This is a genomic window from Streptococcus suis (assembly GCF_029616525.1).
GTDB classification, from domain to species: Bacteria; Bacillota; Bacilli; order Lactobacillales; family Streptococcaceae; genus Streptococcus; species Streptococcus suis_AF.
The window spans coordinates 1-21634 of sequence record NZ_JANFME010000028.1 but is presented as its reverse complement, the minus strand read 5'-3'; the positions used below and the strand labels follow the sequence as shown (position 1 = coordinate 21634).

The window sequence follows — 21634 nt, the reverse complement described above, 5'->3', positions numbered from 1 at the left end:
ACTCGTCAACCACAAAGTCCTCACTAAGATTATACACCTAGTGAGGGCTTTGTGTTCGTTTTCATTATTCTGTGGGTGAGGGCGGAGCCATCATGGATGTCTTTCCCGCTCCCATTTATTTTATTCACCTTGCTTTCTGAGCTTAGCTAACTGAGATAGGCCAGCCAGAGCCACACCAACTAATCCAAGAAAGACATACTTCTCCTGATAGGTATCACCAGTTTGTGGAAGACCGCTCTTCTGCAGAGAAGCATCTCTGATCTGCTTTTCAACCTGCGGGCTATTTTCTATCATTAAAGTCTTCTCTTGCTGGATAGGCAAACCGCTGCCGACCTCCACTATTTTCGGCTGACTCTCATCAGCAACTTTTCGTGAATACAGCTCGCGACGACCATCACTATAGACTAGGTGAGCTACCATCATTTGACCATCTGCCCCCTCCTGAACAATTCGCTCTTTGCCCAGTGGCAAATCAGTGCTGATCCGTTTGATGACTTGGCTCGGCACCAGCTCATAGGTCAAATCCATCCTCGGTTTTTCAGGAGCTAGTAAATTCTTAGACTCCATCGAATCTCTTGTACCGACATGCGTTACCAGACTAGACTGTTCAAACAAATCAGTCCATTCACTGAGCAGCTCCCTCATCTCATCTGGACGAATACTATCCGAACCCAAAATTTTCTCAGTTGTTTCTAGTAAAGAAGTCAGCTCAGAAGAATTTATAGGCGTGTCTATTCCTTTCACCTCTTGGATTAACTGATTGAGACGCCCAAGATCTGCTTGGTAAAGTTTCGCCCCATCCAGCTCTCCTAACTGTTTCTCTAAAAGAGTTTGAGCGGCTTCAACCTGCTCGACTGTCCGATTGGTATCTGCTACCACAGACTTAGCTTCTTCCAAGGCAGTTTGCAAAGCAAGTTGTATCTGCTCACTAGAATAAAGATAGGCTGTTTGGGTTTGTAGAGCCTCAATTTCTGCTATTTTCTGCTTTAGATACTCATCATTGACGATTGGCTTCGGTGAAACAAGGACATCAAATGAAGTCTCCAAACCAGCATACCGCAAACCTAGGCTCTGACGCCCCTCTTTACGGGAATCGAAACCAACAATTTCTACTCCAGCTTCTGTCAAAGAGAAGGACTGAGTTGACTCATCGTCATAGATAATAGCAAATCGACCATTTGTGACATCCAAATCATCTCCTACAACATACTGCACTTTTGGTAACTGTTGGATTTCTAGACCGACTGCCTTTTTCTCACCTTGGGCTATATCTTCAACAACATATACCATCAGTGGCTGAGCAAGTGTTTCTCCTAGATAGGAAACGGTCAATGTTTGTTCACCTAATTTTTGCGGATCAAATCCCCTTACTGTAACTGCCGGATTGGTGGCATTCACCCGTTCAGCAGGCCAATCTCCTTCAAAAACTACACGGAATTGTGCTCCTGCAAGCGATAAAGGACTACCTTGTCGGTAAACTTTTTTCTCTAGGGGAGCTATCCATTCCATCGCTTTCACTACTTTTTCACCTTGCGGAACGCGAATGGCCAATAGATTGCTCCAATCCTTTCCTTCCTCCAGAGTACGGTAGTAAATGAACTCAGGCAGGGACTCAAAGCGAATCGGGTCGAATATAAGATTTCCTGACTCTGTCGTTTCCAATTCTGCCAGTGGTTTTACGGCATCTGGGCTAGAATAAAGCGCTATTTTCCGATTGGCAGGGACATCCTTGAAACCTACTTGAATCTGATGATTACCGAGATGACGAGCAACAGCATGGGTCATCGGAATATTTGGTGTCTCCATGTCCAATTCTTCATACATACGCCAATTATAAATACGAATGGCCTTCCAAGGAGTACCATTATCAGAAGTCAAGACATCCAAACGCCATTCCTGCGCTCGAATTGGCTTGTCCAATACGATGTCTGTCACATGATCACGATTGCCACGAACTTCTTTGGCTAACACCCAATCACCATTCTCATTTTTATAATAGAGATCGAAATCCTTGGTGTTCATTAAGCCATCATTGACCGATTCACCACCTGCACCAGCATGATCCATAGCCCATCGCACGACTGTCCGAGGTTGGGTCAAGCGAATATCTACATGGCCACTCAATTGATGGGAAGACCATTTATCTGACAGACTGGTAATGGTCCCATTCAACATGCCCTCAATGCCTTCTCCACCTTCTTTTTTAGCAAAACTTGAACCGATGACTTCTGCTCCGAGAACAATGTTTTCTGCCAATGGTTTAGGAAGGCTAGTATCTTTCACCGTCATTTCCCAATCAAAGATAAACTCCCCTGCTTCCGAACGCAAACCATTTTTCCCAACGGCATGAACTTTCAAAGCTTGGGTTCGACCTTCTGCCTGAGCAGAACGAACTAGTTGAGGGAGGTAAATCCTTGTATTAGAAGAACCTGTCAGCAATTTCCACTGTCCGTCGACCTGCGCATATACTTCATAATAGTCTGCATCATCTGTCCCTGTAAAGCTAATCACAGCTTCAGCATCTTGGGCATTCTTCAATCGCTTAGCAAGGACTTGGCCATCTTTCGGTGCAGTAGGTGAATGTTCCTGGTCATAAATTGCCAACTGCCCTAAACGAAAATCAAAATCTGACAGCGCTGCTTCATTTTCAACAACCACTTGGATACCGTACACTGTCTTTCCTGCCAGACTAGATAAATCAAAGGTCTGATCTTGCCAATCTCTTGATAGTTTAAGCAAGCGCCACGCTTCTTTATTCGCAAATTGATAATCTGGTTCAAGCGCTAGAGCTAGGGAGATATTTGCACCTTGCCCTCCTTTGTGCGCAACCCTCAAACGACTTGTTTCTGATAGAGGAATCTTGGCGGAATACAACTTAATTTCCTGCTTACCATCTTTTTCCAAATCGCCTGTAAAACGAAGAGAGTTGCCCCCATTATAGGCATCATCAAAATCATAAGCCGCAGCAAGCTTTTCACCACTTGCTTCAATCCACCACCGCCAGGTTGGTAAAATACCAGACACAGAGCGATAATTCCATTCCCCATCTTTGGCAACCTTACCATCTACAAACCATTTTTTCCCGTGCCCTGTATTAAAGGAACTATTAAAATTACTGCTTGTTATAGCCGTCTTATCCGCAATGAGATTGGCCAAGCCATACCAATTTTTATCCGAAGGTTTCTGTTTGGTTGGATCACCTTGATAGCCTGTAAAGAAGATATTCTCATTCTCATGATAATCCTCACCCGTCGCACCCAAACTTGTAATGGTATCTGGCGCAAACAGACCGAGTGATAATTTCAATTTCCCGTTTTCATCAAACAGAGCATCCCAGTTAATTTGCGTTTTGTAAGAGCCTCCCCGTTGCAATTCAAATCCAGCAAAAATATCAAATGGATCTCGACCGATTCGTTTCGCCACTTCGATTGAATAGTTATTTTTGGCCCGTGTCCAGTTAAAATTCGCAAAGAAACGATCCGCAGGGACCTTGTCTCCTTCCTTTTCCATAAACGGATAGTTGTACTCACCCAAACCATCTTCGTGATAGCGACCATATTCGTAGGTCATGGCATCATACCAAGAATACGTTATCGGATAACCAATCGATTCTGCATATTCCTTGGTATAGAGCATAAAGTTTCTCATGGTTTCCCCCATAGGTTCAACCAAGCTTCCTGTAGTCTCTTGATTAATGAAATAACCATCGAAACCATAGTATTTAGCCATATCTACCAACTTACGAGCAACAGGAAAACTTCCATCAGGATCCTGTCTCATAGAAGACACAAACTTCTCTTGATCTTCAATACTACTGGACCAATTGTAGAAAATCGTTCCCAAAACAGGCACACCATTGCGGTGTCCAGCATCAATGACGTCTGGGCTAGGAATCAAGCCTTCCCAAAATACCATTGAATCAATATACTGCCAGTAATCAAAGGCATAGGCTTTAAACTCTTCTCCCCCAACAGAGGCATGGTCTTTCGCCTTAGAGTTGGTATTTGAAAGAGCTTCTACCTTTGCATTCTCATTGGCTCTCTCATTGACGACATGCCCTCTAAAGCGCTCAACCAACTCTACAGAAGCGCGGTTCAAATCATCATCTGGACGAGCACCCGGCTCCCAAGCAAGCACCTGATCCCAGTTGTCAAACTTAATCTCTTTCGGACGAATTCCTTGATCCTCTACCTGAGGAAAATCAGAAAGCAACAGACCAGAATCTGAAGAATCTCCCCCTTTATCTTCCGCTTCCTCTGTATCCTCTAGTTTATTTTCTGGATTATCAGACGGAGCTGAAGGCAGTTTTTCTTCTCTACTATCTGATACAGATGCTTCTCCATTCAACTCTTCGGTCACCGCTTTCTCATCTGTTAAAATTGGTAGTATTCCTTCTTCAGCTTCGGTCTTTTCCACATGTTCGTTCCCTACCGAAGAGAGTTCAACAGCTGGCTCTGACAAGCTGTCCACATTTTCTAGCTGGTCCGCAGAAACCTGTGTTCCAAATAAGGTCGCACCAATCAAAACAGAACAGGCACCTATTGTAAATTTTCGAATACCGAATCGCTCACGTTTGTCGAAATCACATTTTGTCATATTTTCCTCCTACACAATTGTAGTGTAACAGCTGTTCTTAATTTTCTCCTTTCCAGATCTTAGTTGGCACATACTACCTTTGATAGAACAGCTATCACACGAAGTTTATCAGGTTTTATTAATTCCATTGTACAGAGGAAAAATATGACCTTCAAGCCCTCATGGTCCCCTTCTTTAAATCAGATAAAAAGAACTTTAGTTTAGAGAAAACAAAAAAGAGGAAGTTTCCCTCCTCGTTGTCTTCGTTAATTATTTTCTACAAACTTAATACACCAGCCCACCAGTTCATCCAGGCGTTCCATCTGCTCGGTCATGTGCAAATAGCCCAAAACCGCCTCAAAGCCTGTGGACATCCGATAGGTGACCACGTCCGCATTCTTGGCCTTGGTATGACTATTGGTATTGCGCCCCCGCTTGTAGATTTCTTCCTCTTTTTCGGTCAATAGCTGAGCTTCTAAGAGGGCAGAGATCAGGCTTGCCTGAGCCTTGGCTGAGACATATTTGTTAGCTTCTCCATGCAATTTATTGGGCTTGGTCAGCCCCTTGAAAATCAAGTGCCTTCTGATATACATGGAATAAACAGCATCCCCTTCAAAAGCCAGGGCAATTCCATTGATGAGATTGACATCTACTGCCTTAGTCACGTGTCCACCTCACACCATCCTTGGTATCCAAGAGCTTGATGCCCTGGGCTGCCAATTCATCACGAATGCGATCAGCCGTCGCAAAGTCCCGATTGGCACGCGCTGCTTGACGTTCTGCTATCAAGGCTTCAATCTCACTGTCCAAGACTTCTTCTTCAAAGACAATACCAAAGACGGCGAGCATCTTGCCAAAGGCTTCTTTTACAGTTTCGTCATAGTTGCCTGAGTTGATCCACTTGGCAAAGTCAAAGATAGCCGTAATCCCATTTGCCGCATTGAAATCATCATCCATTGCCGCTTCAAAGGCCGCCAGATGTAATTCAAGAGCTGAATTATCCACAGAGTTTTGCACAGGTTGTGTATAAGTATTTTTCAGATATTTGAGATTGATTTCCGCATCTGAAATAGCCTTCTCAGTGTAGTTGAGTGGACGGCGGTAGTGCTGGGTAGATAGGAAGAAGCGCAAGACCTGCCCGTCGATTTGTTCCAACATATCATGGGCTGTCAGGAAATTGCCCAAGGACTTGGACATCTTCTCATCGTTGATATTGAGCATGGCATTGTGCATCCAGTAGTTGGCAAAGGTTTGACCTGTTTTGCACTCAGACTGGGCGATTTCATTGGTATGGTGAGGGAATTCCAAGTCCGCACCACCACCGTGAATATCGATGGTAGCTCCCAAAATCTCTGTTGCCATGACCGAACACTCGATATGCCAACCTGGACGACCCTCTCCCCAAGGACTTCCCCAAGACACTTCACCTGGCTTGGCAGTTTTCCACAGGGCAAAGTCGAAAGGATGTTCTTTCAGTTGACCTTCTCCCTCAACTCGACCAGAAGCACCAGCCTCCAAGTCAGACAGGGTTTTGTTGGCCAAACGAGCATAGTTTTCAGCCTTTTCCACACGGAAATAAACATCTCCAGCCGCCTCGTAGGCATAGCCCTTGTCAATCAAGACCTGCACAAAATCAATGATTTCATCCATGTAGTCGATGACTCGAGGATTTTTGGTAGCCGGCTTAACACCCAACTTTGCCACATCTTCCTTGAAGGCTGCGATAAATTTATCAGACAGTTCCTTGGTTGTCATGCCAGCTTCATTAGCAGCCTTAATAATCTTGTCATCCACATCTGTAAAGTTTGAAATGTAGGTCACATCATAGCCACGGTATTCAAAATAGCGGCGGATGGTATCAAAAGCCACGACACTACGGGCATTACCGATATGGATATAGTTGTAAACCGTCGGACCGCAAACATACATCTTGACCTTACCCTCTTCCAAGGGCACAAAGTCACGCAAACTTCGAGTCATGGTATCGTAAATTTTAATCATAGCTTCTCCATTACTTCTGAGTATTCTTTAGGACTTGATACTTTTGATACAATTTTACTAGCCAATAAGCTGTCGCGGCCAACCAAATCATCCCTACCTGCCAGCTTCCTTGGGAAAATTTAAGGATAGACATGATTATCCCAGCAATGGCGGTCAACACATAAGGCCAGTTTTGTCTTATTAATTTTTTTAACATGATCTACTTTCTAATTTTCTTGCAATGGCCATGGCCACTTCAAAGAAGGTCATACTGTCAGCCGTCCGTTCTTCCCGACGGGTATCCCACTCGTTCTTGTGGTGGTCCACATAGTCTGCCGTGTAGAAAAACTGATAGACCTTGGCCTGACGAAAGTTAGCCCAGGCCATGATAGCAGAAGCTTCCATATCGACCACCATGGCACCAGCGGCTAGGCGACGCTTGACCTTGGCAGCCGTTTCCCGATAGAAAGCGTCCGTCGTCCAGGTCTTGGCCCGCACGTGCTCAATTCCTGCTTGATCCAAGGCCTTTTCCATGGTTAATAGCAGAGCAGAATCATAGCTGATTTCATCGCTGGCAGGAGCGTAGTGGTAACCAGTTCCCTCGTCCCGAAGAGCAGAGCTAGGAAGGATAATCTTATCCGCAGCAAGCGACTTATCCAGCACCCCACAAGAACCCAGAACAATAAAATTCTCAAAGCCACAAGCTTTCAGTTCCTCCAAGTGACCAACCGCCATGGGAGCACCGATGACTGCTAACATGACCGCAACCCGTAGTCCATCTCTTTCCAAGATATACCAAGGATGGCGACCATTAATGCTTTCTAAGTAGCCACCTTCTCTGCTCTCAGGTAACTGACGGACACGGTCTACGATTTCCCCATTGAAAGAGAAAATCATGGTCTCACATACCTCCCCACCACCACGAATGGCCTTGTCCGTCGGTTCAATAACTGCAGAGATATTTTCAAATTCTTCTAGTAGCATCTCAACCTTCTTTCCTACAAATGCGACGAACGGTGGCTGGCTTCTCGTAATTCCGCAAGCTTAGTCGTGTAGTGTTCACGACCATCTTCCATGTCATGAATGACCTTCTCATCTTTTTGACCATGAACACGGACGATTTTAGCCGGCATACCGACCACTGTCACATCTGCTGGAACATCGGCTAGGACAACGGCAGCTGCACCCACTTTGGCATTTTCTCCGATTTCAACAGGTCCAATAACCTGTGCGTGTGCAGAGACAAGGGCACCCTTTCGAACGGTTGGATGGCGTTTGCCCGTATCCTTTCCTGTTCCACCAAGCGTTACGCCGTGGTAAAGCATGACACCAGACTCAATAATAGCCGTCTCACCAATAACCAAACCAGCTCCGTGGTCAATGAAAACCCCCGAAGCAATCTCGGCTCCTGGATGAATTTCAATATTGGTCCAAAAACGCCAGAACTGGCTATGCATCCGAGCCAATAGCCTGAAACCTTTCTTCCACATAAAATGGGAGAGACGGTGGGCGGCCAGGGCCTTGACACCAGGGTAGGTCAAAAGGACTTCCAAGCTGGTCCGTGCCGCCGGATCTTTTTCTTTTACAATTTCAATGGTTTCTTTCCACCAACCCATAGTCACTCCTTCTAGCGAAAGACAAGCCCGCTACCGAACTTGTCTACTCAGCTTATTTCTTTTCAACTTTGTGGAATTTGAATTCGCCAAAGTTGTTATCTTTTTTCTCTTTATGGTCTCTTGGACGACGAGGTTTGTCTGAACGCTCGCGTTTTTCTGGCTCCACATAACCTTCTGGTTTTGGAAGAAGAGCCTTCATAGAAGCGTCAATACGTCCTTTATCATCAATCTTGATAACTTTGACATCAACAATATCGCCAATTTCAACCAAATCTTCTGGTTTGTTGACGCGGGTCCAGGCCATTTCAGAAACGTGAACCAGAGCATCAGTCTTGTCAAAGAGGTTGACAAAGGCACCGAATTTCTCCAAACGAACCACTTTTGCTTGGAATACTTCGTCCACTTTTGCCTCACGAACAAGACCTGCAATGATTTCTTTGGTTCGTTCAATCGCAGCGCGATCTGGTGAGAAGATAGCTACAAGACCGTCTTCGTCAATATCGATTTTCACGCCAGTTTCTGCAATAATCTTATCAATAGTTTCGCCACCCTTACCGATGACAATCTTAATCTTATCCACATCAATCTTGATGGTATCAATCTTCGGTGCAGTTGGTGCCAAGTCAGGACGAACTTCTGGGATAGTTGCTTCAATCACATCAAGGATTTCAAAGCGAGCTTTCTTAGCTTGTGCCAAGGCTTCTTCCAAGATTTGTGGTGTGATACCGTCAATCTTAATATCCATTTGAAGAGCTGTGATACCATCACGGGTACCAGCTACCTTAAAGTCCATATCGCCGAAGTGGTCCTCAAGACCTTGAATATCGGTCAAGACGGTGTAATTGGTACCGTCAGAAATCAGACCCATGGCAATCCCTGCAACTGGTGCCTTGATTGGCACACCACCGGCCATGAGGGCAAGGGTACCAGCTGTGATAGAAGCCTGTGATGAAGAACCGTTTGATTCCAAAACTTCTGCTACCAAGCGGATAGCATATGGGAAATCTTCCAAGCTAGGCAAGACTTGCTCAAGAGCACGCTCACCAAGGGCTCCGTGACCAATCTCACGACGACCAGGTGCTCCGTAACGACCTGTTGATCCCACTGAGTATTGTGGGAAATTGTAGTGGTGCAAGAAGCGTTTCTTGTACTCATCATCCAAACCGTCGATGATTTGAGTTTCACCCATTGGAGCCAAGGTCAAAACAGAAAGAGCTTGCGTTTGACCACGGGTAAAGAGACCCGATCCATGAACGTTAGGTAGGAAATCTACTTCTGCATCCAAAGGACGAATTTCATCGACACGGCGACCGTCTGGGCGGACCTTATCTTCTGTAATCAAACGACGAACCTCTGCGTGCTCCATGAGCTCCAAGATTTCATGGACGTCACGCATGATGCGGTCAAATTCTTCGTGTTCAGCGTATTTTTCTTCGTAGGCTGCGATGACCGTTTCACGCACCACATTGGTCGCATCTTCACGGGCCAATTTTTCTTCAACCTGCACCGCTTTTTTCAAATCGTCATTATAAGCTGCAACAATCTCAGCCTGCAATTCTGGGTCCACTTGAAGAAGTTCCACATCTGCCTTTTCCTTGCCGACTGCTGCCACGATTTGATTTTGGAAGTCAAGGAGTTCTTGGATGGCCGCATGACCTTTCAAGAGGGCTTCCAACATGGTGTCTTCTGACAATTCTTTGGCACCAGACTCTACCATGTTGATGGCGTCTTTGTTACCAGCCACTGTCAAGTCAAGGAGGGACTCTTCCATCTGAGCCTTGTCAGGATTGATGATGAGTTCACCATTGACATAGCCGACCTGCACACCTGCGATTGGACCATTGAATGGGATATCTGAGATTGCCAATGCCAATGAAGAACCAAACATGGCTGCCATTGGAGCAGAGGCATCTGGATCGTAAGAAAGCACTGTGTTGATGACTTGGACTTCGTTGCGGAAGCCTTCCGCAAACATTGGACGAATCGGACGGTCAATCAAACGGGCTGTCAAGGTCGCATCGGTTGATGGACGACCCTCACGCTTCATCCAGCCACCTGGGAATTTCCCTGCAGCGTACATTTTCTCTTCATAGTTGACTTGGAGCGGGAAGAAATCGCCCGTTGCCATTTTTTTTGACATAACTGCCGCAGTCAATACTGTTGAATCGCCATAGCGAACGACCACCGCACCGTTGGCTTGTTTGGCAACTTGACCTGTTTCAACGACCAATTTTTTGCCAGCAAAAACCGTTTCAAATACTTGTTTTGACATGAATTGTCTCCTATTTTTTCTGAAATTTTTCTTGCGTGTTTTCTACAAAAGACAATCAAACAAGCTTGTTTCACTCTCTTTTGCACAAAACCACGCATACTCCTTATTTTATCATATTTGACGGAAAATGTGGGGAATTGAGGAAGGAATTTGAGGGAAAATCTAACCTGCTATATAAACAACCGAACGAATCAAATACTCTTCAATCAAACGAAGAACACCCAGCTTTTTCAGAGCACTACACTTCCATAATGGAACATAAGAAAAACTGCCAAGGTCCGAAGACATGGCAGTTTCCTATTTTTCAGCCGTTTTTGACGGCTTTTGTATCCTATCTTAACGACGGAGTCCGAGTGAGTGAATCAATTCACGGTAACGGTTTACGTCTGTGCGGCGTAGGTATGCCAACAAGTTACGACGGCGACCGATTTTTTTCATCAAACCACGGTAAGTTGCGTGGTCTTTTTTGTGTTGTTTGATGTGGTCGTTAAGGTGGTTGATTTCCCAAGTAAGTACTGCTACTTGTACTTCAACTGAACCTGTGTCGCCTTCATGACGAGCATATTGTGCCATGATTTCATTTTTTTTCTCTTTTGAGATTGCCATGATATGTTCTCCTTTGTTTTTGAGCCTAATCCGAGTGACAGGTTGGCGACCCGTAACCAAGAAAAAGCTAGATTTGTCCTTTTGGACCTTAACCATTCTATCAAGGAATGGCTTTTTTGTCAACTAATTTGAAAATAGCTGAGCTGCTCTGCTATTTTTCCTTAAGATCAGCTTGAACCTTTATGATAAGAGCATTTTTCCAAGCCTCCACAGCATCTAAATGCAGGGCAAAATCAAAGTCCTTGAGGTTGACCTGGACCTGTAAGCCGCCTTGCTGATAACGGGCCATAAAAATAATCTGATCTAGCCCTTGACCCAGATACCAGTAAACTGCATCAACAGTTGGGTTATCTATCACATCTGCCTGTAGAAGTGCCGCCACTTTCTCCAGACTAGCTTGGCTAGTGTCAAAAATCCTTCCATATTCATGTTCTGCCGTCAAGTCAGTCTCATACCAAATGTGAAGGGTGTTGCTATAAACTTCTTTCGCTAACTCTTTCATGTGTTCCTCTTTCTAGGCTTCTGCCACACGCTTCACACGTACCATAAACTCGTCTACCACATTTTGATTCTGAGATTTGGGCGTCAGCAATAGCAGAGCTTTACCCAAAATATTCTTTCCTCGATTTTGTCCACTATAGGTAAAGCGAGTTTGATTGCCGTCAATCGCCTGTAATTCATAAGCTACCTCAATCTCAAAGAGATTGACCAAGCTAAAGCCTGAACGATTGTACTTGTAATCCTCACGGTCTTCATGTGCCAAATCCGTCACAACATATTCCATGTTCCGCTTGCCCTCCCGATAGACCTGCTTGTAGCTGCTTCCCACAACTCCCTCCTTAATCTCAATCGGAATAGTCGAAACCACATCGGGCATAATCTTTGGAAGATTCTCCAATTCAAATAGGGCCCAGACCTTGTCAATGTCTGCATCCAACAAGATGCTTTCTTTCCATTCTAACATCAATTTCTCCTTTATCTGACTACTATAGCATACTTCGGCGAAAAAACCTCGCAAATAAACTAAAAAAGCCAGCTTTTGCTGACTTTCTGCTTGTATATCACATTTACTCTGCCTTTTCTGCTTTTGGCAAGATAAGATTGAGGATAATACCTACAATGGCTGAGAGGGCTGTACCTGAAAGGGTGATGGCACCGATGTTAAGAACTGCACCACCGAGGCCCAATACCAACATAGAGCTTGCAATAATCAGGTTACGGACTTGACCGAAATCAACACGGCTTTCAATCAAAACTTTCAAACCGTTTGAGGCGATAACACCGTAGAGCAAGATAGACATACCACCAAGAACGGCACTTGGAATAGTTGAGATAAGGGCTGTAAATTTACCCAAGAATGAGAAGGCAATGGCAATCAGGGCTGCATTACGGATAACGGATACTGATGCGATACGGGTCATACCGATAACCCCTGTATTTTCACCATAAGTCGTGTTAGCAGGTCCACCGATAAAGGCAGATACGGCAGTCGCCACACCGTCACCAATCAAGGTACGGCTGAGACCTGGATCTTTCAAGAACTGGCGGCCGCAGATTTGGCTGAGAACGGTGTGGTCACCGATATGCTCAGCTACTGTTACAACAGCAATTGGTAAGATAGCAATCATTTCTGGACCGAAGTAGAAATTGTACGACTTGAAGGCACCTGTTTCAAATGGTAGGTAGAAACCTGGTAATTCAAACCAAGCTGCTTCCAGAACAGGTGTGAAGTCAACCAAACCAAGACAGAGGGCAATCACGTAACCACCGATGATGGCAATCAAGAAGGGAACAATCTTGGCGAAGCCTTTCCCTTTGGTATTGACAAAAGCAGCAATCAAGAAGGTTGCGATCGCCACAACGACGTTTTTCCAGTCACCGTCTGCGACAAAGCCTGCCGAAGTCACGGCAGAGTTGGCAAGACCGAGACCAATGACAATAATCATCGGACCGATGACAATCGGTGGCAAGAGGGTATCAATCCACTTAGTACCGATAACTTTAACAAGTGCAGCAATCAAGACGTAAATCAAACCGACGAAGAGAATACCTGTCTGCGCAGCTGACACATCGCCACCCATTTCCTTAATGGCAAGGGCCATAGCTGAGATGTAGGCGAAGGAAGAGCCCAGGTAAACCGGCACCTTAAACTGTGTCGCTACTTGGTAAATCAAGGTCCCGACACCTGATGCGAAGAGGGCAACCGAAACTGGCATACCGAGAATCAGTGGCACCAAGATTGTCGCTCCAAACATAGCGAATACGTGCTGGAAACTCAACAAAATCCCTTGAAGCGGTGCTGGTTTCTCATGGACATCAAACAAAAGATTGGCTTTTGTACTCATAAATCTCCCATTCTGGGTACACAAAAAGACCCAGACTTTCTAAATATACATAGTCATAGGCCCTTAATAATTTTTCCTGTTGTCTTTCTCACCTCACGGGATGAGTTTAAAAACCTACGCTTTTGGTATTGTAACATAAGCCCTTACTTTTGGCAAGGAATTTATTTCTGATATATACTAAAAGTTTGAAAAAGTTTGAAAAAAATCAAATGTTTTTCGTGCTTTCAAAAAATTCCTTAACTAACGTTAAAATCTTGTCCTCATGCCCCCTGATTACCTCACTATTCCAATTGTCATCCGAATTTCCAGTAAGTTTAGCCATCCATTGCAGTTTTAGACTTTGGTTTCCAAATATCTTTTCCCATTGGCTATACTTGGCCTGAGGTCTAGAGTTACCAAACTTCGAATTTTGACTGTCCGTGATAATACAAAGGTTTCCGAAAGAATGAAGCAGACTATCAGACATTCTTAACATCCCACTATCTTCAAAATTTGGATTCTGAGGATACCAATGTTCAACGGAACGACGATAAGTGAATCTAAAATTCCTTGAATCAAAAAAGTACTCCTGTAGATTATTTTGATTTTTCCATAAGACATAATCAATAAAATTGAAAGCATAGATAGGCATATTAGGGTAGCATCTAAATTCTTGACCATCTTCTGTAAATAACCGACCATCAGCATATCGAACTGCCAACGCTTCTAGAAAAATTACAAACTGGTGTCCAAATGCTTCATCTTGCAAATGCTCAACATTCTCGAATAGATAGACCAAAGTCTCATATAGCCAACGACTATCTCGATTTGATGTAAAGGTCACTGCAAACATAGACTGGAGCATAATAATGGTATCATTCACTGCTTTATCTGGAAAAGTATTATTTTCGAAATGTTCTTCTACAAAGTAATCTGTATTTTTCCGATTGTCTCTTTGATACTCATAGTAAGTACCTTTGCTAAGAAACCAGTCGTTTTTTGACCGCCTAGATGTATCTTCGCTTGCGTTTCTAATGACATAGTTATCAAATAGGTGTCTGATGCTTAATAAAGTTTCCGAGAAGTAAATGACCCAATCCCTTCCTTTTTCACTCACCATAAAAACATCAAGTAGTTTCTTATCATCTAATTGAACATCTTGTGGGGGAATATTTTCAATAATAGAAACAGTGTACAAGAGTAACGTTTCAAAGTTAATAACAGTTGTATATTTTCCAGTCTCTTTGTCGTCCACGATATCATCAAATACCAATGAACTTGAATCTTCTAGGGTATCTAATATACTTTTTTTTGAACTATTTGTGTTATCGATAAATCGATAGATATTGGCTAATTTATAATTTGAAAAATGCCAACCAAAAATATTTTCTCTTTCTTTAAACGTTTCCTTTCTTTTCTTTCTCATTTGAAATGATTTAACTACCGGCTTCTCGAAGTCTGCACAGGCATCCCAGATTTTAGCAAACTTAGCAGCTTTATCATCGTCAAGCTTCGCCATCAATTGAGCCTTAATTATTTCATGAGCTTCCAATTGCTCCCCTCTTGAATTAAACCGCTCAAAATAAAGATTCAAATCTAAGTCAGTAGGTAGCATATTTCTAAAAATAATAACGTGTTGAAAGAGGTACTCAGCATATACTGTCACTTCCATTTTAAACTGTTCGGACAGAATTTTATTGAGTGCTAATTTTGTGTTTTGGTAACCTCTAATAATCTCATCCATATTCTCAAATTCAGCACTGCTATTCTCAAATAACTGCTGCAAAGATGCATTGGACTGCTTACGCGCTTCAAAATTTAAGAGTTTCAAGTCAGGGAACTGAATGTGATACTCATTTCTCAAAACCAATGCCAACAAAGTCAAAGCTGTTGTTCTCTGTTGTCCATCAATAATATGGTACATATTTCCTTTTTGATGAACAACCAGTGTTCCGATATAATAATCAGGACGTTTTTCACGTTCGTTGTAAGCATCTGCTATGTCAATAAGCAATTGCTCAATCTCATCATATGTCCATGAAAAATTTCGCTGATAAAGAGGAACAATGTATTCATCTTCAGTCAGAAGTTTTGTAACTGTCAAAGTAGCTGTCTTAGTCATTTATTAAGTTCCTCTTCCTCAAGAATTTTCTCCAAGGTAAAATGTTCAAATTGATCACGATTGATTTTCTGCAAAAAATCGCTTGGTGTACTAGCATGATGTAATAGCTGAAATAATTTTTGAACTGTACGTCGTTGAAAAATGCCACCCGCAGCATAATTTGCTAAAGTGCTATCATAAATGGCACGCGCTTTTATACGTGGATAATAGGCCCATATAAAAATTGTTTCAACAATATCTTTATCTAAAGCTCCCTGACCAAACCTATCCACAAAAAGCAATACTAGATTATCGAATAAATTACGATTCCGGTTATAACGTTGTTTAGTAGAATGTAAAATCTTGAGCATTTTGGAATCTAGACTGAGACTTTCAAACCAAGTTTCTCTATTTTGAATCATTTTATGTGACTGATTAATATAAGAGAAAAAGTACTCTCCATCAATAATTGGCATCGTTAAAGAAATAGGATAATCAATATTTTGTTCTTTTAATAGTCTAAAGAGATTCAAATAAGGGTATTCGTTATGATGTAAACCGACACCTTTAAAATCATCGATAAAATCTTCTGTAAAGCGAAGGTATGAACCCTGACGACGTTTAGTCAACCCAGTTTCACCAATTGACCACCGCCGCACTCTAAAAAGATATTGGTTAAATAAATCTTTTAAATTGACCTTTTCGTCTGTAACAATTTTTTCCCAATTTTCGATCAAATCTTCACTGATTTCAGAGGCATTTCTCAAATGATAGGCTTTAAGCAGGTCGTGTGGCTCTAGAGCTTTTCCTCGATTGTTTTGAGAATCAAAAAGTTGGAAAGCTTCAGATAATCGATTATGTGGCATTGTAATAACAGCAATTTCACAATTTTTAAGAAGAAAGTCACATACTTTTTGCGCCTTTTCATCATCTAGGTCAATCAGTATTTTCCACTCTTCAAAATTTTCCTTAGCATGTTGACACGAAACCACGTCAAATTTTTGATTTAGTAACTGCTGGGCACCGATATAATCGTTCAACTTCCCTAAAGCCTGTAAAAATAATGCAACGGAGATAGTCCGCTGTTGTCCATCAACAATATCTAAAGTTTGTTTTTTATCGTGTAAAATAAGAGAACCCACTTGATAAATGTCCTTTTTAGAGTCTATAACTTCTTTGACATCATAGAATAAGTGGCGAATGTGTTTTCGTTGCCATTTATAAGGGCGTTGATAATTTGGGATATGGAGCCTATTGTCCTTCAAAAGTTCCTCTAGTGTCATATGCCTCAAAGTAATATCGGTCATTCTGCTTATTCTCCTATTTTTTCTCTACACTTGCATTCGGAATCATTTTCGCATGCATCTCCGCAGCTGTTTTATCGTAAAACGGTCCTGCAATCGTATTTCCAAATTGATCTACCACAATCCATTCTTGCATATACTTCCCCTCCTTTCAATCAAGAGTTATAGTACTGATACATCCATTCTAATACACAGAGTGGACAAATAGTGTCCCCTATATCTAATTTTTATAGTTTTCTTGCATATTTTTGAGAAAATGTTTCATATCTTCTACAAGCGAAGTCGGGGAAAGCACAGTTAGGGCATCTGCCTGACTCAGCAACCAACGTTTTAAGCCTGGTGTATCTTGACTTACAAATTCAATGATGTTGCCTTCGGAGTTGATTTCGATAATCTTTGCTGTCGGGAATTGATCCAAGACAATGGTTGGATCGTAGCTAAATTTGACTCTTATAGTTATTTCTCGCCCCATAAAAGAATCCACGCGCTTATTCCGTACCTCACCATCTCGAAACTTTTTGCCATAAGAAATAGCTGGCTTCTTCTCAGTCGAAAGTTTCCAGTCTAAAATCCTATCTAACTTTAAAGTCATATAGGATGAATGTTTTAGATTATAAGCTACAAGGTAAAAGTAATGACTATCGTAGTAGAGTGACACAGGAAAAACTGTGTGTTTCTTTTCTACATTGTAGGGAGATTGGTAGCGAATATCTAATACCAATTCCTTACGAATGGCCTCTGACCATTCCCAAATCTTATCGATTCTATTTTGGGTATCTGAAAGCGGGGCATAGTTTAAGAGTTCACTGGCGATAATGGCAGAAATTTCTTTCTGCTCCTCTTTCGATACCAGAGCAAATAAACTATCTAAAACAGCCTTATTTTCTTCCTTATTCAAAGCCCGATTTTCTAGCAAAATTTTAGAAATGGTCAGAATTTCCTTTTTGTTAAAAAGAGACTTCCCTTTTAAGAAGCGAGTATGGTGCTTAGAATCATAGGCTAACTCTGCTGCAATCATCGGCTGACTTTCGATAAATCCTCCTAGCAGGGCAAAATCTCTTTGAATAGTCTTCTCACTAACTCCAAATTCATCTGCTAATTGTGATTTTTTTAGATGTGCTCCTGATTGTAAACGTAAAAATATGGTAAGCAATCTTTCTTGGTCGTTCATATAAACCTCAATTCTAACAAGATTATACCACTCTTAACAAGTCAAATTCAATAAATTTCCTTGGTAGAGAATCTTACTTAATGAGTCGTTTGAATTATCAAACTCGCAACCTGTTACCAGTAATTTTCCGCCTGTTTCTAGATAACTTTCCAAAATTCTTGCCAACTTCTTCTGAATCACATCGGTACTATTATAAAATTCTTCAATATTTTCAATCATCACAACATCAAATTCTTCTAGAAAATGAACATTTTGTACTATTTCTATAGCCAGACTGACTCCGACTACTCTTTTCACCTTCCTATTCATCTCTCGATAGTAAAATTCTATGTGGTCAACAAAGCTCCTTCTGATGTGATCGACATCTGAAATAATATATAAAAGTTGTCCGATATAGCTCTTTTGTGGGATTCCAAAAAAATCACTCACTTCCCGATTGATGCTGTCAAAAGAGCTTCTCACCTTAGTATCTGAGTCCAAATTTCTGTATAGTAAATCTATAAATATTTCTAAAATTTCCATATCATTAAATACAGCGTTTTCGTTCAAACCATTGTTATTCATGTGCAATTCCTTTCTTCTATCCCTGTAATCCAAAACCTATTAACCGTTGAGTTGATTCCAACTCTGAAAATTCTTGAATGGCGTTCTTAATATCAACTTCTATTACGACATTCATCTCTGTTTCATCCAAATCCCTATTACCTATCCTTTCCATTACCCGAGTCGCCTGTTGATACAAAATAGCTTCTATTAATTTACGAACATAGCGTCCATTACCAAAATGTTCATTTATAACACGACTCGAAAAGTGCGAGCGCAATGCACTCTCACAGCTCGATTCAATGGAATAGCCCTTATTACTCAACATCATTCTAAAAATTTCATAGAGTTCATCCACAGAGTAATCTTCAAAATGAATGTTTTTTGAAATTCTAGATTGTAATCCTGGATTCGTATCTATGAAATTGTGCATCAAATCTTTATAACCGGCAAAAATAACAACTATCTCATTGCGACGATTTTCCATTTCTTGAATAATGGTGGGTATAGCTTCATTGGCAAAATCTCTTTCACTCTGTGGAATCAGACTGTAAGCTTCATCGATAAACAGTACACCACCACTTGCACTATCAAACACCTTTTTTATTTTTGGTGCTGTTTGGCCAACATATTCCCCAATAAGATCTGCTCTTCCCACCTCTACTATCTTGTTTTCTGCAATCAAGCCATGTTCATACAGGATCTCTGTATAAAGGCGAGCTACCTCTGTCTTACCTGTCCCTGGATTTCCTGTGAATAACAAGTGCCCATTACTTTCTTCAACATGATAGCCTTTTTCTTTCCTAAGTTTAGATAGTTGTTCAAAAGCAACTTGTTGTCTGATTAATTTTTTGACAGATTGAAGACCAATCATTTGATTCAGCCTCTTTTCAGCTTGGCCACATTTGCTTTTAGATTGTTCCTTTTGCAAACTAAAGTGACCCAGATCCAGCAATCCATTTTCTTGACAATAATTGGTTGCCACCGCATATTCATGGATTCTCTGAACCATTCGTCGAATATCTTTTGCATTGTTGAGATTTGAAGCCTTTTCTACATACTTCCTAACAATTTTCTTGTCTATACTAATTCGTCTTTTTGCTAATAGTTGAATAGCAATTTCAACCAGTTCGTCATTTGTATAAGGAGGAAACTCTATTCTATTTACATTATAGTATTCCTCCTGTAATTCCATTTCTATTTTTTTAGCTTCTTCAGTCGATTGAGCTATTAGAATACAAATATTATTCTCCTTCTTTGTATTGATATTAGCGAAAAGTTCTAATTTAGAACGAGCTCTTGCTTTAAAATAGTCATAAACAACTGGAAATTGCTTTTCATCAGTCTTGGGAAGAAAATATTCGCTACAATGAGTATCAACTGCTTGCAAGTCGAACAAGCGTTCTAAATATTGGAGAGCGTATTTTCGCCCACTGCCTTTTTGACCATTGAAAATTAAGAAAAACGGCTCTTTCGTATACGATTTTAAATCGTTTGATTGATAGTCTAAATAGTTTATAAGATGCTGAATGTTATTTTTAAAGTCGCTGAGTCCAATCATATTTTCTGACAACACATCTGCATTCGGAGTAAGACCTTGCTTATTTTCCGTTGATTGCTTCAATAAGAAATAACCAAATTCTCCCAACTGTTCACGTCCAACTTTTTCAATAAAATCATCCTCAGTTATTGAAGAATAGCCATCTAAATAGACATCTTCTTCCCAAAGTGACTGAACCTTTTTTGCTATTTCTCGTTTTGTATTTGCAGCTCCCGTTACAATAAATAAATCTTCTTTTTCCTTCAAAAAATACATCCAATTATTTTCTTGTGCGAAATATTCACTCGGGCGCTCTAGTTGCTGGACATCTCCCATTAGTTTTATGTGATAATAATTCATCTACATTCCTCTATTCTGATATTCTCAATAAGAAGTATATAAAAATAGATGGACAAAATATGTCCATCTTCGCTCATTATTAAACTTAAGTGTTATTCCACCATACTTAATCTTCAATGCAACTTGGCTCAGAGGCAATACTACTGCACAGAATTCCTTTCAGTAAGACACAGACAGCACACTGTTCCGTTCATTCTCTCAATAGAAGAAGATCTGCATTAGATTTTCAAAAAATAAATATACCCAAACAAATCTCCCTACTCCACACTCTTAATCCCTTTCTTAATCTTCTGGCTAAACTCAATCATCCTCCGCTTTTCCTCCGGCCATATTTTGGTCACGCGGTCAACAGCAATTATGAAGATGATTACCACAGCATAGTCCTTGGCTTTTTCAATCAGACCAACACTTTCAGCAACTACTAAAAGTAGATAGAATGTGAATAAAATAGTTCGTTTGGGTAACGCCATCAAAAACTCAATCCCTGCCTTATAGCCCAGATAAATCTGCCGATTAAGCCCTTTAGCCTTTTCCAAACGACGATTGAGAAAGGCACGAATCCGCTTGTAAAACCAATCCGAAGTTAGAAAAAGTGATTGGGCACCAATTACAATCAAAGAAACATTATTGGCATGTTCTTCCTTAAGCCCTAGCGCTCTAGTCACAACGTAGGTCCAATCACCATTATCAATACAGATAAAAATAGTAGAGTAAACAACCGCTCCCGCTACTATAACAAGGGGAAGGGCACGGATATATTTCAACATATAATAACCTCTCTTGGACAAATCTTATAACCTATATTCATAAACAAAGTGTTCTTATGCAAGAAATCGTTTTTGCTCATCAAGGCAATTTTTTGAAGGAATACTTGACTCTATCATCTTTTAGTTTCACTTTATTGCTTCGACGAGTAAAAAGCTCCTGTGGCTGTTTTCGCCTACCACCTAATTGGTCAGGAATCTCCTTTCCTTATCTCCACCATCAAACACTCCAATGGAAGCGATGAACTGTGAACACAGGTTCTTATATATATTGTAATATGTTATACCAAGTACGGTCAAGCAGGGGCTAGAATTTCAGATACGACAACTGTACACCCTTAGCATTTTTTACTTACCCCAAAAAGGGGAGTGGGAAAGACATCCATGATGGCTCCGCCCTCACCCACAGAATAATGAAAACGAACACAAAGCCCTCACTAGGTGTATAATCTTAGTGAGGACTTTGTGGTTGACGAGT

17 protein-coding genes are annotated in these 21634 nt (G+C 41.5%); all 17 read right to left on the bottom strand.

The annotated features are described in order from the left end of the window. Positions 1–120: 120 nt before the first annotated feature. The 17 genes from NOL38_RS09495 to NOL38_RS09415 all read right to left on the bottom strand — a co-directional run bounded on the left by NOL38_RS09495 (position 121) and on the right by NOL38_RS09415 (position 21159). The gene (locus tag NOL38_RS09495; protein WP_277942019.1) at positions 121–4596 is read right to left on the bottom strand and encodes an endo-beta-N-acetylglucosaminidase; all 4476 of its coding nucleotides are present in this window, start codon (positions 4594–4596) and stop codon (positions 121–123) included. A gap of 245 nt (positions 4597–4841) precedes the next feature. Further along, the gene (locus NOL38_RS09490; protein WP_015647406.1) at positions 4842–5240 is read right to left on the bottom strand and encodes a Mini-ribonuclease 3; all 399 of its coding nucleotides are present in this window, start codon (positions 5238–5240) and stop codon (positions 4842–4844) included. Further along, positions 5233–6576: a cysteine--tRNA ligase gene (gene cysS / locus NOL38_RS09485; RefSeq protein ID WP_277942018.1), complete on the bottom strand. Its 1344-nt coding sequence runs from the start codon at positions 6574–6576 to the stop codon at positions 5233–5235. Before cysS ends, NOL38_RS09490 begins: the two co-directional genes overlap by 8 nt. Before the next feature lie 189 nt (positions 6577–6765). After that, positions 6766–7539 (bottom strand): nucleoside phosphorylase, encoded by a 774-nt coding sequence (locus NOL38_RS09480; protein WP_277942017.1) that lies wholly within the window; start codon positions 7537–7539, stop codon positions 6766–6768. A gap of 14 nt (positions 7540–7553) precedes the next feature. After that, entirely contained in the window at positions 7554–8171 is a 618-nt protein-coding gene (cysE, locus tag NOL38_RS09475) for a serine O-acetyltransferase (RefSeq protein ID WP_277942016.1), read from the bottom strand. A gap of 52 nt (positions 8172–8223) precedes the next feature. Continuing rightward, complete coding sequence (gene pnp, locus NOL38_RS09470) at positions 8224–10443, bottom strand: polyribonucleotide nucleotidyltransferase (protein ID WP_277942015.1); 2220 nt, start codon at positions 10441–10443, stop codon at positions 8224–8226. 162 nt (positions 10444–10605) lie between these two features. Continuing rightward, entirely contained in the window at positions 10606–10731 is a 126-nt protein-coding gene (locus tag NOL38_RS09465; protein WP_277942014.1) for a hypothetical protein, read from the bottom strand. A gap of 48 nt (positions 10732–10779) precedes the next feature. Continuing rightward, positions 10780–11049 (bottom strand): 30S ribosomal protein S15, encoded by a 270-nt coding sequence (gene rpsO / locus NOL38_RS09460; protein WP_002938849.1) that lies wholly within the window; start codon positions 11047–11049, stop codon positions 10780–10782. 151 nt (positions 11050–11200) lie between these two features. Next, the gene (locus NOL38_RS09455; RefSeq protein ID WP_277942013.1) at positions 11201–11551 is read right to left on the bottom strand and encodes a hypothetical protein; all 351 of its coding nucleotides are present in this window, start codon (positions 11549–11551) and stop codon (positions 11201–11203) included. 12 nt (positions 11552–11563) lie between these two features. Continuing rightward, the gene (locus NOL38_RS09450) at positions 11564–12013 is read right to left on the bottom strand and encodes an SRPBCC family protein (RefSeq protein WP_277942012.1); all 450 of its coding nucleotides are present in this window, start codon (positions 12011–12013) and stop codon (positions 11564–11566) included. A 103-nt stretch (positions 12014–12116) separates the two neighbouring features. After that, a complete protein-coding gene (locus tag NOL38_RS09445; protein ID WP_014736408.1) occupies positions 12117–13394 on the bottom strand; it encodes a uracil-xanthine permease family protein in 1278 nt (425 codons plus the stop codon). A 205-nt stretch (positions 13395–13599) separates the two neighbouring features. After that, positions 13600–15495, bottom strand: coding sequence for a GmrSD restriction endonuclease domain-containing protein (locus tag NOL38_RS09440; RefSeq protein WP_277942011.1), 1896 nt, complete (start codon positions 15493–15495; stop codon positions 13600–13602). Continuing rightward, complete coding sequence (locus NOL38_RS09435; protein ID WP_277942010.1) at positions 15492–16781, bottom strand: DUF262 domain-containing protein; 1290 nt, start codon at positions 16779–16781, stop codon at positions 15492–15494. The genes NOL38_RS09440 and NOL38_RS09435 overlap by 4 nt, the downstream gene beginning before the upstream one ends. Before the next feature lie 217 nt (positions 16782–16998). Then, positions 16999–17949 carry a helix-turn-helix transcriptional regulator gene (locus NOL38_RS09430; protein ID WP_277942009.1) on the bottom strand — a complete coding sequence of 317 codons (951 nt, stop codon included), beginning with the start codon at positions 17947–17949 and terminating at the stop codon, positions 16999–17001. A gap of 33 nt (positions 17950–17982) precedes the next feature. Next, positions 17983–18513: a hypothetical protein gene (locus NOL38_RS09425; RefSeq protein WP_277942008.1), complete on the bottom strand. Its 531-nt coding sequence runs from the start codon at positions 18511–18513 to the stop codon at positions 17983–17985. 16 nt (positions 18514–18529) lie between these two features. After that, the gene (locus tag NOL38_RS09420; RefSeq protein WP_277942007.1) at positions 18530–20392 is read right to left on the bottom strand and encodes an AAA family ATPase; all 1863 of its coding nucleotides are present in this window, start codon (positions 20390–20392) and stop codon (positions 18530–18532) included. Between the two features lie 257 nt (positions 20393–20649). Then, positions 20650–21159 carry a hypothetical protein gene (locus NOL38_RS09415; RefSeq protein ID WP_277942006.1) on the bottom strand — a complete coding sequence of 170 codons (510 nt, stop codon included), beginning with the start codon at positions 21157–21159 and terminating at the stop codon, positions 20650–20652. Positions 21160–21634: the final 475 nt, after the last annotated feature.